A 15739-nucleotide genomic window follows, 5' to 3' on the forward strand; every position below is an offset into this window, starting at 1 on the left:
TCCGAGCTATTCCTGCTAAGCCATTTTCAGAAACGGACGCAGCCTTGTATGGGTTGCTGCCGTTTCTTCTTGGGTTAGAGGTCAATTATTTTAAAGAGCCCGGACCGGGCTGTACCGACAACCGGAAGGTTGTTATTTTTTTCTCAAAAAGTGAGGATTTTCATTTTTTCTTTCATATCTGATGGTTATGGACGCTAGGCAAGGGAACAGGGGGGAGATTAAGTTGAAGAGCTTACAAGGCAAAACGATTATATTGGGGATTACCGGTGGGATTGCTGCTTACAAAGGGGCTGCCTTGACCAGCAAGCTTACGCAAAAAGGAGCCACGGTGCATGTGATCATGACGGCCTCGGCCAAGCAGTTCATAACTGAGCTGACATTGCAGTCATTGTCCAAACAGCGTGTATACAGCGATACCTTTCAGGAGCGTGATCCGTCTTCGATTTCGCATATTGACCTGGCAGATTCCGCCGATCTTATTCTGGTAGCACCGGCAACCGCCAATATCATCGCTAAAATGGCACATGGGCTGGCCGATGATATGCTGTCCACCACGCTACTTGCAGCAACCGCTCCCGTTATGGTGGCACCGGCCATGAATGTACATATGTATCAGCATCCGGCGGTGCTCGAAAACATCAATACGCTGTATAAGCGGGGTGTCAAATTTATCGAGCCTGGCGAGGGTCTGCTGGCCTGCGGCTATGTAGGGAAAGGCCGGCTGGAGGAGCCTGAAGCGATAGTGCAAGTGGTGGAGCAATTTTTTGCGCTACAGCACAGTGCAGCTAACGGGCCTCTATCCGGGAAAAAAGTCATCATCACCGCTGGCGGTACGATTGAACGGATTGATCCGGTCCGTTATATTACCAATGATTCCTCCGGCAAAATGGGCTTTGCCCTAACCCGTGCTGCACGTGCAATGGGGGCCGAGGTAACGCTCATTGCAGCGCGCACGGACGAAGCACCTCCGCAGGATCCGGAGATTCAAGTCGTGAGGGTGGAATCGGCTGCGGAGATGTATGATGCGGTGGTGAGCCGCTGGAAGGATTGCGATCTCTTGATCAAGGCTGCTGCAGTTTCGGATTACCGTCCAAGGCAGAGTGCCGAATCCAAAATCAAGAAGAGCGGAGATACGCTGACCCTTGAACTGGTGAAGACGACGGATATCCTGGAGAGTCTCGGAAAAACGAAGGATAAGCAATTTTTGATCGGTTTTGCTGCCGAAACAGGCAATACAGAATTTTATGCCAAGGACAAGCTGGTCCGCAAAAACCTGGATCTTATCGTTGCCAATGATGTCGCGACTGAAGGTGCGGGTTTTGGGACAGATACCAACATCGTAGCCGTCTATGACGCAAAGGGTCTTGTGTTTGACCTTCCGCAGGTCTCCAAAGACGAAGTCGCATGGCAGGTGCTGCAGTTGGCGGCAGCGCGCATTTCCGGAGCAGGATTATAATGGAGATAGCCAAGGTCATTGTCGATGTTCCTGTGCGCAGCACTGACCGGCCTTTTGACTATTTGATACCGGACTCGCTTAAGCTGTGGATCGAAGTGGGAAGCCGGGTGGCAGTGCCCTTTGGACACCGTACGGTGCAAGGCTTTGTCGTCTCTCTGGAATCTGGAGAGATTGGTGTAGTATCGGGATTGAAGCCCATACAGGAAGTATTGGACTTACTTCCTCCGCTTTCCCCTGAGTTGGTGGAGTTAGGTGACTGGATGAGCCAAAGATATGCCTGCAGACGTATTTCTGCGCTTCAGGCGATGCTTCCAACGGCTCTCAAAGGTAAAGCCGAACGGTTGATTACGCTCGGTGATGCTGCGGAAGACAACGGCATTATCACGGACGAGCTATTCCCTTTGTTCCTGGAACTGGATCAGGAGGAGAGCCGGATTACTGAATTTGTGGGACGTCATGGAGAAGTCTCAATGAAGCTGCTGACACGGACCTTTCCACAGGCTGCGGAGACTGTGAAGTTTATGCTCCGCCGCGGTGTATTGGCTGAGAGTCAGTCGATTAAGGATAAGATGGGTAAGAAGAAGCTGAAGGCAGTCGATCTCGCCATTGGCCTCTCCGCTGCCCGCGAATCCCTGGCCGGATTTTCGGCACGCTCAGCCCGCCAAAAAGAAGTGTTATCCTTCTTGATCGAGATGGAAGCCATGCTGCCCATGCCGATGAAGGATGTACTGTCGGTTCTGCAGGTCACAGCCGGTACGGTGAAAGCGCTAGAGGATAAGGGGTTTATTGAGATCAGTGAGATTGAAGTATACCGTGATCCTTACCAGGGACGAGATTTCAAGCCCAGTGCTCCATTGCCGCTGACAGCCGAGCAGGAAGCGGTATATACGCGAATCGCATCAACCGTCGATGAGCAGCGGCATGAGGTTTTTCTGCTGCATGGGGTAACCGGGAGCGGCAAAACAGAAATTTATCTGCAGTGTATCCAGCGCTGTGTGGATCAGGGCCGTCAGGCTGTGGTGCTGGTTCCTGAGATTGCCCTGACCCCGCAGATGGTCGAGCGGTTCAAAGGCCGCTTCGGAAGCGGAGTAGCCGTGATGCACAGCCGGCTGTCTGTCGGTGAACGATATGACGAATGGCGCAAAATCCGTGAAGGCAAAGCAACGGTGGCTGTAGGCGCCCGTTCCGCAGTTTTTGCTCCGTTCGTGAATCTGGGCCTCATTATCATGGATGAGGAACATGAATCCTCCTATAAGCAGGAGGAGAATCCGAAATACCATGCCCGTGATGTTGCGGTCCGCAGGGCAGAACAGGGTGGAGCTGCTGTGATTCTCGGTTCCGCGACTCCTTCTCTGGAGAGCTATCATGCAGCCCGCTCCCAGAGTGATATTCATTTCTCGCCAGTTCTCCTGCACATGCCGAGCCGTGCGCTCGGCAATGAATTGCCTAAAGTGCATGTGACTGACATGCGGGAGGAGCTCAAAGAGGGGAACCGTTCGATGTTCAGCCGCCGGCTCCATGCCGCTCTGGAGAGCAGGCTGGAACGTGGGGAACAGACGGTGCTTCTTCTGAACCGCAGAGGCTTTTCCACCTTTGTGATGTGCCGCAGCTGCGGCTATGTGGCTGGCTGCCCCGAGTGTGATATTTCCCTGACCTACCACAGCCGCAGCGATAACCTGCGCTGCCATTACTGCGGTCATGCTGAACCGGCGCCCAAACTTTGTCCGGAATGCGGAAGTGAGCATATCCGCTTCTTTGGTACAGGGACCCAGCGGGTGGAAGAAGAACTCGGGAAGTTGTTCCCGGGCATCCGTGTCATCCGTATGGATGTTGATACAACCACGGAGAAGGGTTCGCATGAGAAGCTGCTGAACCAGTTCAGGGATAAGAAGGCCGATGTGCTGCTGGGTACGCAAATGGTAGCTAAAGGTCTGGACTTTCCTGATGTTACACTGGTAGGTGTAATCACAGCAGATTCAGCACTGAATTTGCCGGACTTCCGGGCGGCTGAGAAGACCTTTCAGCTGTTGACGCAGGTCGCCGGGAGAGCGGGACGCCACCAACTTCCCGGCGAAGTTGTAGTGCAGTCGTATACGCCGGAGCATTATTCCATAGTGCATGCCAGCGGACATGATTATCACTCCTTTGTGCGGGAAGAGCTGAAGCACCGCCGGGAGCTGCATTATCCGCCGTATTGCCGTCTGATTCTTGTTACACTCTCCCACGAACAGCTTCCTATACTGCTGCGGATGGCAGAGAATTATGCGCTGAATCTGCAGGGAAAGGCTCGTCAGCTGCGCTGGTTCGGCAGTCTGGATAAGCTGTCATCCGATGCGCTCGATTTACTTGGACCTGTCGCTTCTCCGCTGCCGCGGTTAAAAGGCAGATACAGATTTCAGTGCATTATCAAGTGGCGCGGCTCCATTGATGCAATCGGACTGGCCCGACAGGTGGCAGAAGAACTTGAGGATTCGGTACGAGATACAGGACTTCAAATCAGTCTGGATGTAGATCCGCAGATGTTGATGTAATCATCAGGCATGTTACAATAGGTACGCATTGCAGAGAATTCTTAAATGCGAATATAGATCTGAAGTGAGCTTAGATTGATTAGAGTTAGATATACTATAGAAATGTTCAAGGACGGTGTGTTTGTATGGCTATAAGGCTGATCGTGAAAGAACCGGATGAAGTGCTGCACAAGACTGCAAAGACAGTGACGAAAGTAACACCTAATGTTCAAAAACTGCTGGATGACATGGCGGATACCATGTATGACGCGGAGGGTGTTGGACTGGCTGCCCCGCAGGTTGGTATTTTGAAACGTCTTATCGTAGTAGATGCCGATGAAGAACATGGATTGATCCAGCTGATCAACCCGGAAATTGTCAGCATGGAAGGCGAGCAATTCGGACCGGAAGGCTGCCTGAGCATACCAGGCTTAAATGGGGATGTGCGCCGTGCAGAGACCGTGACTGTTCGCGGACTTGACCGTGAAGGCAAGGAAGTAACAATCACTGGGAGCGGCTTGCTGGCCCGGGCGTTTCAGCATGAGATTGATCATCTTAACGGGGTGCTGTTCACGGATATTGCCGAGAAGGTGTATGAGTATACAGCTGAGCACAGCGAAACTGAGGAGTGAAGGATATGAAGATAGTGTTCATGGGAACTCCGGCTTTTGCGGTGCCTTCCCTGCAAATGCTGCTGGAGCAGGGCTATGAGGTTGTCGCAGTCGTCACCCAGCCGGATCGGCCGCAGGGACGTAAAAAGACACTGACGCCTTCTCCAGTGAAGGAAGCGGCTCTGGCTCTAGGGCTGTCGGTCCTGCAGCCTGAGCGGATGCGACGCCCTGAAGCCGTGGCCGAACTGGCAACCTATGAGCCGGATCTGATTGTTACAGCGGCTTACGGACAGATTTTACCTAAATCAGTGCTTGATCTTCCAAAGTTCGGTTGTGTGAACGTCCATGGCTCGCTGCTGCCGAAATACCGGGGCGGTGCTCCAATTCAGCGCTGTATTATTAATGGCGAAAAGGTTACCGGCGTTACTCTGATGTATATGGCAGAAGGTCTCGATACTGGTGATATGATCTCGCGCGTAGAGGTTCCCATTGAAGATACGGACACCTCGGGAACTTTGTTTGAAAAGCTTAGTCTCGCCGGATGTGAGCTTCTCAAGAACGAAATGCCGAGGCTTGCCGTTGGCCGCGTGCAGGCAACTCCACAGGATGATAGTGAAGCTACCTACGCTCCAAATCTCAGCAGAGATGATGAACGGATTGACTGGAATGCAAGTTCGCTTGATATCTATAACCGTATTCGCGGGTTGGTGCCGTTCTCGGGTGCTTTTACACTTTGGAACGGAGAAACATTCAAGATATGGGCTGCGCTTAGACCAGACAGGAATAGCACTAATATTGAAGCTGTACCAGGTACGGTGCTGGCAGTGAGTGGCGACGGTGTTGAAGTGGTAACTGGTGATGGTAGTCTGCTGCTTACCTCAGTACAACCGGCAGGTAAAAAAGCCATGACTGCAGCCGACTTCAGCCGCGGCGCTGTGATGAAGCCCGGGATGGTGCTGGGTTGAGCGCGGGGAGTGGCGGCACGGACCGCAAAGGAACGCAAAAGAAGCTTGACGGCGGTAACGGAGGGGCAAGACCGGCAGGAAGCAGCAAAAGTAATGGAAGTAACAGCAGGAATTCCCGGTCAGGTGCCCCGGGTAACAGGGCAGCCGATTCCGCCCGGGAAGTGGCGCTTGATATTCTTGTCCGTGTGGAGCAGCAAGGAGCTTATAGTAATCTGCTGCTGAACAGCAGCTTGCAGAAGTCCACGCTTGGCCGTGAAGATACAGGACTGGCAACGGAACTCGTATATGGAAGTATCTCGCGGCTTATTACCTTAGACTATGTACTCAGTGGATTCGTAAGCAAAGGAATCGCCAAGCTCCAGCCTTGGGTCCGCAATTTGCTGCGTCTAAGCTTGTATCAGATCATGTATCTGGACCGTGTCCCGTCCCATGCAGCTGTCAACGAAGCGGTGAATATCGCTAAGAAACGTGGACATCAAGGGATATCAGGGATGGTGAACGGGGTACTTCGGAGCGTGCTGCGTGCCGGAGAGCTTCCGGTTTTACCAGAGAACCTAAGCCGCGAAGAACGCATTTCCGTGCTTCATTCCCATCCTCTGTGGATGGTAAAACATTGGGCTGCGCAGTATGGGCTGGATGCCGCTGAAGCGATGTGTGCCGCGAACAATGAACCGCCAGCGTCCAGTGTTCGCGTGAATCTTACGATGATCAGCCGCGACGCTCTGCTGGCACAAATGCTGGAGGCGGGACTGGAAGCTTCTCCTTCTCAGCTTAGCCCTTATGGCATTAATATCAAGGGCGGCGGCAACCTTGCGCTCAGCTCCTGGTACCGCGATGGCTATTTGTCCGTACAGGATGAGAGTTCAATGCTGGTAGCTGAGGCAGTTGCACCTGGACCCGGCATGAGAGTGCTTGACTGCTGCGCCGCTCCTGGCGGCAAAAGCGCCCATATGGCTGAACTGATGAAGGACGAAGGTTACATCTATGCCAACGATCTGCATCCGCACAAAGCACAGCTGATAGAAGACCAGGCTAAGCGGCTTGGACTCGACAGTATTGTTATAGGCAGTGCTGATGCACTTCAGCTTGTGCAGAAGTTAGAGCCGGAAACGTTTGACCGGATTCTGCTGGATGCACCTTGCTCCGGACTTGGAGTGATCCGCCGCAAACCGGATCTCAAATGGCGCAAACAGCCGGAGGATATATCCAGTGTGGCTGCGCTGCAGGCTGAGTTGCTGCAATCCGTATCAGGATTATTGAAGCCCGGAGGGATTCTGGTTTACAGCACCTGTACAACAGAACAGGCAGAAAACAGCAGAATTATCGCTCAGTTTCTTGAGAATAATTCCGGTTTTTGTTCTGTAACCTTCGACTCCCCTGTATGGAAGAGAATCGGGGGTACCGCTCTTGCCGAGGGAGAGGGGCTACAGCTGCTTCCTCAGCATTTTAACAGTGATGGTTTCTTCATTTCCCGGCTGCAAAGACTCTTGTAAAATAGCAGTTCCGTAAGACATTATCCGGTCTCCCGCCCGCAGGTCTTTATGCGTGGCGGGCTTTTCTTTTACCGTCTCTGAATTTTGTGTTAAAATAGGAAGAATGAGAAATAATACGCATATCACAAGTGGAAACGGCTATGCCGTCCTTATAAGGGCGGCATCCGTTTCAGCGAGAAAGAGAAGGATAATTTATAGCGTGTAACATATAAATTCTTATCTTTTTAAAATAATGGTTTGGTGCGTATTCTGATAAATTTCAATATCTTAAGAAAGTACAGGTGCTGAATCTAATGAAACCTTTAATATATGATTTTTCTCTGGAAGAGTTGCAGCAGTGGGCCAAGGATAACGGAGAGCCCGCTTTTCGCGGCGGCCAGATTTTTGACTGGCTGTATGTCAAACGGGTGAATGATTTTGAATCCATGAGCAACTTATCCAAGGCGCTGCGCGCCAAGCTGGAAGAACAATTCCGCATCACAGCTCTGACGGAGATCACAAAGCTGGAGTCTAAGGACGGTACTGTGAAATTCCTCTTCGGACTGCATGATGACCATGCGATAGAGACTGTTATTATGAAACATAATTATGGCAACAGCGTCTGTGTAACTACACAGGTAGGCTGCCGGATCGGTTGCACATTCTGCGCTTCCACACTCGGTGGTCTTAAACGCGATCTGACCGCAGGCGAGATTGTGGCCCAGGTCGTCCGCTCCCAGCAGATTTTGGATAGCCGCGGTGAGCGGGTCAGCAGCATTGTCATCATGGGGACCGGCGAACCTTTTGAGAATTACGACGCTACTATGAGGTTCCTGCGTCTGATGATCCATGAGAAAGGCCTGAACATTGGACAACGGCACATCACGGTTTCTACCAGCGGAATCGTGCCTAATATATATAAGTTTGCAGACGAAGATACCCAGATTAATCTGGCCATTTCGATACATGCACCCAATGATACACTTCGGTCCAAGCTGATGCCGGTTAACCGGCGTTATCCCTTTGATGATGTGATTGAGTCCCTGCGGTATTATCAGGCTAAGACAGGCCGCCGGATCAGCTTTGAATATGCCCTGATTGGCGGCGTTAATGACCAGAAGGAGCATGCGGAGGAGCTTGCCGGAGTGCTGAAAACTATGCTTTGCCACGTGAATCTGATTCCCGTGAATCATGTGCCTGAACGCAAATATGTACGGACTTCACGCAATGATATATTTGAATTTCAACGTATTTTGGCCGACCACGGTGTTAATGTAACCATCCGCCGTGAGCAGGGTCATGATATAGCGGCCGCATGCGGACAGCTGCGCGCCAAACATATGGAGTTGGGGTGAGGATATTTGATCAGAACAGTTCATGCCAGCGACATTGGCCGGGTACGTACCGTCAATGAGGATTCAGTCTGGATCGGCGTGACACGCAGCGGTTATACCCTCGGCATTATTGCCGATGGAATGGGCGGACACTTGGCTGGCGACACCGCGAGCCGTCTTGCTCTGGAGACAATAAAGAATGCCCTGGACGGGCTTCAGCCTGATCTTCCGGAGGAAGAACTTCAGGGTGCGCTCACTGCTGCCATTTATGAGGCCAACAGTGCGGTCCATAATGAGGCTTCCAGCGATGAGAAGTATCATAACATGGGTACGACTGTCGTTGCTGTTCTTCTGAAGGGTCCGGACGGATATATCGGACATATCGGGGACAGCAGAGCCTATTTAATTAAGGATGGTGCAGCCGTACAGTTAACCGATGATCATACGCTGGTCAATGAGCTGTTCAAGAACGGCCAGATCAGCCTCGAAGAGCTCGACAACCATCCGCGTAGAAATGTTCTGACCAGGGCGCTGGGAACGGATGCCGAGGTTACGGCTGATCTTGCACCTGTTCATCTGTCACAAGGGGAGCTTTTGTTATTGTGCAGTGACGGCCTGAGCAATTTCGTCAGCCAGGAGCATCTGGGCAAAGTGGCAGGGATTCATGAAATATCCCTGGAAGAAAGAGCGGACCGTTTACTTCAGCTGGCTTTGCTTGCCGGCGGTGGCGATAACATTAGCGTCGCTATGCTAGAACATCAAGGAGTGGCCGCTGTGCCCGAAACAAAGGAGTGGGATAAATGATCGGTCACGAATTGGGCGGCCGTTACCAAGTAATCGAACGGATTGGAGGAGGTGGCATGGCGCTCGTCTATAGAGCCCATGATATCCTGCTTAACCGGAACGTTGCGATCAAAGTTTTGCGAAACCAGTTTGTGCATGACGAGGAATTCATCCGCCGCTTCCGGCGGGAGGCGCAATCCGCCGCATCCTTGTCTCATCCAAATGTGGTCAGTATATACGATGTAGGACAAGAAGATGAAATTCACTATATTGTTATGGAATACGTGGAAGGCAAGAACCTGAATGAAATTATCAAAGAACGAGCCCCGCTTCAGGTAGATGAATCCATCCGTATCGCATCACAGATATGCGACGCACTGGACCATGCGCACCAGAATCAGATTATCCACAGGGATATCAAGCCCCACAACATTCTGATTGGCCGCAATGGACGAGTCAAGGTGACAGATTTCGGAATTGCCCGGGCAGTTACGTCCACTACTATAACCCAGACAGGCTCTGTAGTCGGCTCAGTGCATTATTTCTCGCCAGAGCATGCCAAAGGAGTAGCGACGGGGGAAAAGTCCGATCTGTATTCCTTGGGGATTGTCCTCTACCAGATGCTTACAGGAGTGCTGCCTTTTTTGGGCGAAAGCCCGATCAGCGTAGCTTTGAAGCATTTGCAGGAGGAGTTTGAAGAACCCCGGCTTCTGAATCCGCTGATTCCGCAAAGCGTGGAGAATGTTATTTTAAGATCCATGCGCAAAAATCCGGAGGAGCGGTATCAGTCCGCTAAAGAAATGCTGCAGGACTTGGAGACCTGTCTGCTGCCGGAACGGCGAAGCGAATCCAAGGCTCAGTTCCATGATGAAGAGGATGAGGACAGAACCCGTGTTATTCCGGCAATCCGGCCGATGCAGCGGGGGCTTAACAGCCGTGGTGGCGGAGAAGACCGGATGAGGCGTGATGAAGAAGAAGAAATGCCGCGAAGCTCCGCCAAACGGAAATGGGGTCGTCCTGTGCTCTGGATCAGCCTCACATTGCTGCTTCTGCTCGCAATGGGCGGCCTGGTCTGGTATGTGAACGACAAGTTCGACGTCGATGAAGTGGCGGTCCCCAAGGTGACCGACATCTCCTTTGAAGCAGCCAAAGCGGAGCTCGCCAAAGTAGGGCTTATCGCAGAAGAACCACCGGCAGGAGAATATAATGCGAATAAAGAACCTGGTATTGTATTAAAGCAAAGTAAAGAGCCGGATACCATGGTCAAAGAGGGCACTTCTATAGCCCTTATCGTAAGTATTGCCAAGGAGCTGCCTGCGATGATCGATTTAACGGGCAAACCTAAAGAGGATGCAGAAAAGCTGCTGATCGCAGAAGGCGTGGAACAGAGCCGGATTACAGAGGATCCACGCTTTAGCGAGGACTTTGCTGAAGGGCAGGTCATAAGCACAGAGCCGGCCACGGGTAGTCCTTACGATCCTGAGACAGCAACGATCAAACTGATTGTCAGCCAGGGACAAGAGACAACGCCTATACCAGATCTCAAAGGTCATACTAAGGAAGATGCACAGGCTATGCTGGAGGCAGCCGGTCTTGTTCTTGGTGAAGTTAAAGAGGAATCCAGCTTCTCTGACGAAAAAGGTATAGTCATAAACCAATGGCCTTATGAAAAAGGCGATACGGCTTCACCGGGTGAGAAGATCAACATTACAGTAAGTACAGGTTACCCTCCGGAAGCCTTGGAATATACGTTCAATGTACCGGTAGCCCCTTCAGTCGAAGGTAAAAAGACAAAAATCCGCATCATTTATGCTGATGCCCGCAAGGACGGCGAGAACCAGGAGTGGGGAACCCGCACGATCGCCAAAAGCCAGAATCTGTCGGTGAATTTATTGCTCGCTCCCAATAAGGACGGCTCTATCTCTGTCTACCAGGATGGCGATTTCATCGAAACCTATACCATTAAATATTCAGACGCCAAAAATGGAACCGTACCTGATCCGGAGCCACCGGTTCAGCATACCCCTGAGCCGACTGAGGCGCCTACAGACGTTCCAGCTTCTGCCGAGCCAACGGTAGAACCGGAGATTTTGCCTCCTTCCACTGGAGATGGCAACACTGGTGCAGCGGATCAGACCGGATTGACGTCAAATAATGCTGGCAATGTACAGACAACTTCGAACAGCGGCAAAGTTAAGGATACGGGAAAAAGAAAATAAATGGATATAAGCTACAGCAGTGCTGAAGGAATTCTTGAGCTGCTGCAGCTAGCAGAATGACCCGGGAGCTTTTAGCAGACTTGGGTCATTTGTGCAATATCAGGAGAGGAAGGCTCACGATGTATGCCTGAAGGAATTATAATCAAAGCATTAAGCGGTTATTATTACGTTAAGCCGCTCCGTGAAGGGTTGATTGCTACTGAGGAAGAGGCTGTGCAATGCAGAGGGCGGGGAATCCTCAAGAAGAAAGGGATTGCTCCGCTTGTAGGAGACCGGATTAAATATGTTCTGACCGAAAATGGGGAAGGCATGGTCGATGAGCTGCTTCCAAGGGAGTCCGAGCTGATCCGTCCACAGGTAGCCAATGTCAAACTGGCAGTGCTTCTATTCTCCGTGCGCGAGCCGGACATGAATCTGAATCTCCTCGATAAATTTCTGGTTCACATTGAGCACTCCGGTCTGGAGACCCTCATTGTGCTGACGAAGCAGGATCTGGCTGACGATGAGGGCGAAGCCACAGCGCTTGTCAAAGAGCTGTACGAGCGCATAGGATACGAAGTGATGGTCACCAGTTCGCTTACCGGCTCCGGCAGCGATGAGCTGCGGAACCGTCTGGCTGGAATGATCAGCGTCTTCTCCGGCCAGTCGGGTGTTGGTAAGTCTACACTGCTGAACCGCCTTGTCCCTGGTCTTGAACTGGAAACGGGAGAGATCAGTCTTCGATTAGGCCGGGGACGCCATACTACCCGCCATGTGGAATTGATGGATATCGGCAACGGCGGTTTTGTAGCTGATACACCCGGATTCAGCCAGTTGGATTTTCTGGAACTGGGTGTGGAGGAGTTGTCCACCTGCTTCAGGGAATTTGCTTCGTATGCTGAGAAATGCAAATTCCGCGGCTGCAGCCATCTGCATGAACCGGGCTGCCATGTCATTCAAGCTGTGAATACGGGTGAGATCGCAGGCAGCCGGTATGACCATTACAGGCTGTTTTACAATGAAATGAAAGATAAAAAGCGGAGGTACTAACACTATGATTACAATCGCACCATCGATACTATCAGCCGATTTTGCCGCACTGGGCGCAGAGGTCGCAGAAGCCGAAGCCAGCGGTGGAGACTGGATTCATGTGGATGTCATGGACGGCCATTTTGTGCCGAATATTACCCTTGGACCTCCGATTGTAAAAGCAGTAAAAGCACACACTACGTTGCCGCTTGATGTCCATTTGATGATTGAGAATCCGGAGCGTTATATCCCGGAGTTTGCAGCCGCAGGAGCAGGCATTATTACAGTGCATGCCGAGGCTTGTGTTCATCTTCACCGGGTAGTGCACCAGATCAAGGAGCTTGGCCTAATGGCCGGTGTGGCGATTAATCCGGGCACACCCGCAGCAGCTGTTCGAGAGGTACTTGAGGATGTAGATATGGTCCTAGTAATGACTGTGAACCCCGGCTTCGGAGGACAATCGTTTATACCGCACACGGTGAAAAAGATCCGCCAGATCCGGGAATGGGCCCGGGAAGTGAATCATACCTCTCTGCGGATTGAAGTAGACGGCGGTATCGCCGCAGAAACCGCTCCGCTCGTTGCTAGAGCAGGTGCGGACGTTTTAGTGGCCGGAAATGCAGTGTTCGGATGCAGTGACCGTACTGCTGCTATCAAGGCCATTCGAGAAGCAGCAGAGGCAGCCCTGCGTTAAACGTAAGTGACACATTTATCAAATGGTATAGGCCAAGTTACTGACGCATAAATATGGTTACATGAGCAGAAATCTCATGTAGCCTTTTTTTGAATATTCGAAAGTGTATGTTCCGCTATATCCTTTAACTTTCTATTTTTTGAGAAACAAAAACACCGCCTCTTCCGGAGGACGGCAAAATCGTTTCTTCTTATTCAATAAGGGAGGTCTGCATTCGTTACGTTAGCGGCACGCCAGGAAAGTCTCCTACCGTACGGCATGAATTGATGGGAGGGTTAATGATGAAATTTTACACGTTCAAGCTGCCAAGATTTTTGGGAGGTTTTGTTAAAGCGATTTTGAACACTTTTCAGAAAAGTTGAAGACGGAATAGAAAAGAAAACATGAAAAAAAGCACCTTACATATGTAAAGGGTGCTTTTTGCTTCATATGAGATATCGCTAGGTCTTAGGATAATCCAAGACTAAACGCGTTCAACTTTGCCGGCTTTCAAAGCACGGGTGCTGACGTACACGCGTTTCGGTTTGCCGTTCACGAGGATACGGACCTTCTGAACGTTAACTCCCCAAGAGCGACGGTTGCGGTTGTTCGCATGCGATACATGGTTGCCGCTGCCCGGTTTCTTGCCAGTTACAGTACATTTGCGGGACATAGATTACACCTCCTTGTTACTTACACCTGCGTAAAACAATACTTAAATATAATATCACAGCAAAATTTGCTTCGTCAACCGCTTCAAAAACATTTATTTCTTTTGGCTCTTATAGTACAATATAAATTAGTGTATTATGTCCAGTTAATCATAGAATTGATTAGGCATGAAGTTAGGAAGGGGAATTCTCATTGAGTAAGCGTTCTATAAACGGAACAGATTTTACCGCAATGGTACTCGCCGGAGCGGAGAAGCTGCAGCAGCATGCAGAGCACGTCAATTCTCTGAATGTTTTCCCGGTACCAGATGGTGATACGGGAACCAACATGAATTTGACGATGACTGCAGGCTCGAACGAATTGAAGAAAAATAATACCGCCTCTGTTGGCCAATGTGCAGGAGTATTGTCTAAAGGTCTCTTGATGGGCGCACGGGGGAATTCCGGCGTTATTTTGTCACAGCTGTTCAGGGGGCTTGGACGGTATGCAGCCCAATACGATGAATTGAACACGCAGCAGTTCGCAGCAGCGCTGCAGACTGGGGTGGATACAGCCTACAAAGCGGTAGTCAAACCGGTAGAGGGAACGATACTTACAGTTGCCAAGGAAGCTGCCAGACATGCCGTCTACTATGCCCGGCGTACGACGGATGTAACCGAACTGATGACTGAGGTCCTGGCCAAAGCCAAAGAAGCGTTAGCCAATACTCCGGAACTTTTGCCTGTGCTTAAGCAGGTGGGTGTAGTCGATTCCGGTGGTCAAGGTCTGGTATACATTTATGAGGGCTTTCTTCAACATTTGATGGGAAATGGAAGTACAGCAGCACCCGTTACTGCGCAAGGACAAGCTCCTGCTCCAGCTGTGGTACCAGCAGCAGTGCTAACCAAACATGAGAACGTATTGTCCTCCGTGCAGTCCTCTGCACAATCCCAGCTGTCTACGGAAGACATTGAATTTTTATACGACATGGAGTTTTTTATCAACCGGTTGCTCGGGAATTCCGTCAAAGCCAATTTTGATGAGGAATCTTTTCGGAAAGCGCTGGCAGTTAATGGTGATTCGATTATCGTCATATCAGATGATGAAACCATCAAGGTGCACGTTCATTCCAAGACTCCGGGCGAGGTGCTGAATCTGGCGCTTCAATATGGTGAAATTACGCAAATTCATATTCTCAACATGCGCGAGCAGCATCGTGATCTTCTGACCGCAGGAATGGATATTGCACCTATGCCTGAGGTGTTTGCTGATATTCCTAAGGAAGAGAGCAGCGTGCAGGCACCAGCGGTTCCTCCCGCGGATGATATGGCCCTGTACGGATTCATTGCCGTTTCTTCGGGCGAAGGTATCTCTGATATCTTCAGAAGCCTTGGGGTAGACGCTATTCTATCCGGCGGGCAGACGATGAATCCGAGCACGGAGGATTTCGTTAACGCGATTTCTTCCATTTCTGCGAAGCATGTTTACATTCTGCCAAACAACTCGAACATTGTGCTTGCCGCCCAGCAGGCCAAGGAATTGCTCGAAGGTGAACGTGAGATTACCGTTATTCCGAGCAAAAGCATCCCGCAGGGGATTGCCGCCGCTTTTGCCTTCCAGGAGGACGATGCAGTAGACACAAATACAGGCAACATGCTGGAAGCCATCGCTCAGGTGAAATCGGGGCAAGTCACCAACGCAGTCCGTGATACGGTGATTGAGGAGCTGGAGATCAAATCCGGGCAGTATATCGGAATATCCAACTCGAAGATTGTATCTGCTTCCGATGACCTGCTGGCGGCAAGCCAGTCACTGCTTACAAGCATGCTTGAGAACGGTGATGAGATTGTTACAATTCTGACGGGTGCTGAATCGGAGGAGAAGGTTACGGAATCGCTGGAAAACTGGCTTGAACAAGCCTTCCCGCAGGTGGAAGTTGAGGTCCATGAGGGCGGCCAGCCGCTGTATTATTACGTTTTCTCCGTTGAACCGTAGGCTTACATTTACTCCTTATATAGTCTTAAGCAGAATTAGTTGTGTTGTCCTTAAATAGGGCC

13 protein-coding genes are annotated in these 15739 nt (G+C 50.9%); 12 read left to right on the forward strand and 1 reads right to left on the reverse strand.

The window, feature by feature from the left end:
• The first annotated feature begins 187 nt into the window (after positions 1-187).
• From coaBC to spoVM, 11 genes are all read left to right on the forward strand, one after another.
• Positions 188-1456 (forward strand): bifunctional phosphopantothenoylcysteine decarboxylase/phosphopantothenate--cysteine ligase CoaBC, encoded by a 1269-nt coding sequence (coaBC, locus tag ACTJKB_RS19515; RefSeq protein WP_440836056.1) that lies wholly within the window; start codon positions 188-190, stop codon positions 1454-1456.
• Positions 1456-3987 carry a primosomal protein N' gene (priA, locus tag ACTJKB_RS19520; protein ID WP_440836057.1) on the forward strand — a complete coding sequence of 844 codons (2532 nt, stop codon included), beginning with the start codon at positions 1456-1458 and terminating at the stop codon, positions 3985-3987. The genes coaBC and priA overlap by 1 nt, the downstream gene beginning before the upstream one ends.
• Positions 3988-4112: 125 nt before the next feature.
• Complete coding sequence (def, locus tag ACTJKB_RS19525) at positions 4113-4598, forward strand: peptide deformylase (RefSeq protein ID WP_440836058.1); 486 nt, start codon at positions 4113-4115, stop codon at positions 4596-4598.
• A gap of 5 nt (positions 4599-4603) precedes the next feature.
• Entirely contained in the window at positions 4604-5542 is a 939-nt protein-coding gene (fmt, locus tag ACTJKB_RS19530; protein ID WP_440836059.1) for a methionyl-tRNA formyltransferase, read from the forward strand.
• The gene (gene rsmB, locus ACTJKB_RS19535) at positions 5539-7035 is read left to right on the forward strand and encodes a 16S rRNA (cytosine(967)-C(5))-methyltransferase RsmB (RefSeq protein ID WP_440836060.1); all 1497 of its coding nucleotides are present in this window, start codon (positions 5539-5541) and stop codon (positions 7033-7035) included. The genes fmt and rsmB overlap by 4 nt, the downstream gene beginning before the upstream one ends.
• Before the next feature lie 293 nt (positions 7036-7328).
• Positions 7329-8369, forward strand: coding sequence for a 23S rRNA (adenine(2503)-C(2))-methyltransferase RlmN (rlmN, locus tag ACTJKB_RS19540; RefSeq protein WP_074101681.1), 1041 nt, complete (start codon positions 7329-7331; stop codon positions 8367-8369).
• A 6-nt stretch (positions 8370-8375) separates the two neighbouring features.
• Positions 8376-9152 (forward strand): Stp1/IreP family PP2C-type Ser/Thr phosphatase, encoded by a 777-nt coding sequence (locus ACTJKB_RS19545; protein ID WP_440836061.1) that lies wholly within the window; start codon positions 8376-8378, stop codon positions 9150-9152.
• The gene (gene pknB / locus ACTJKB_RS19550) at positions 9149-11350 is read left to right on the forward strand and encodes a Stk1 family PASTA domain-containing Ser/Thr kinase (protein ID WP_440836062.1); all 2202 of its coding nucleotides are present in this window, start codon (positions 9149-9151) and stop codon (positions 11348-11350) included. The genes ACTJKB_RS19545 and pknB overlap by 4 nt, the downstream gene beginning before the upstream one ends.
• Before the next feature lie 123 nt (positions 11351-11473).
• Positions 11474-12379, forward strand: a complete 906-nt coding sequence (gene rsgA, locus ACTJKB_RS19555) for a ribosome small subunit-dependent GTPase A (protein ID WP_440836063.1) — start codon at positions 11474-11476, stop codon at positions 12377-12379.
• A 4-nt stretch (positions 12380-12383) separates the two neighbouring features.
• Complete coding sequence (rpe, locus tag ACTJKB_RS19560; RefSeq protein ID WP_440836064.1) at positions 12384-13052, forward strand: ribulose-phosphate 3-epimerase; 669 nt, start codon at positions 12384-12386, stop codon at positions 13050-13052.
• Between the two features lie 281 nt (positions 13053-13333).
• Positions 13334-13414 (forward strand): stage V sporulation protein SpoVM, encoded by an 81-nt coding sequence (gene spoVM / locus ACTJKB_RS19565; protein ID WP_020431362.1) that lies wholly within the window; start codon positions 13334-13336, stop codon positions 13412-13414.
• Between the two features lie 101 nt (positions 13415-13515).
• Here spoVM and rpmB read toward each other — a convergent pair whose 3' ends face one another.
• Complete coding sequence (gene rpmB, locus ACTJKB_RS19570; RefSeq protein ID WP_019911441.1) at positions 13516-13704, reverse strand: 50S ribosomal protein L28; 189 nt, start codon at positions 13702-13704, stop codon at positions 13516-13518.
• Positions 13705-13895: 191 nt separating this feature from the next.
• Between rpmB and ACTJKB_RS19575 the strand changes: the two genes are divergently transcribed.
• Complete coding sequence (locus tag ACTJKB_RS19575; protein WP_440836065.1) at positions 13896-15677, forward strand: DAK2 domain-containing protein; 1782 nt, start codon at positions 13896-13898, stop codon at positions 15675-15677.
• Positions 15678-15739: the final 62 nt, after the last annotated feature.

This window comes from Paenibacillus sp. 22594 (genome assembly GCF_052044425.1).
Classification (GTDB): Bacteria; Bacillota; Bacilli; order Paenibacillales; family Paenibacillaceae; genus Paenibacillus_AQ.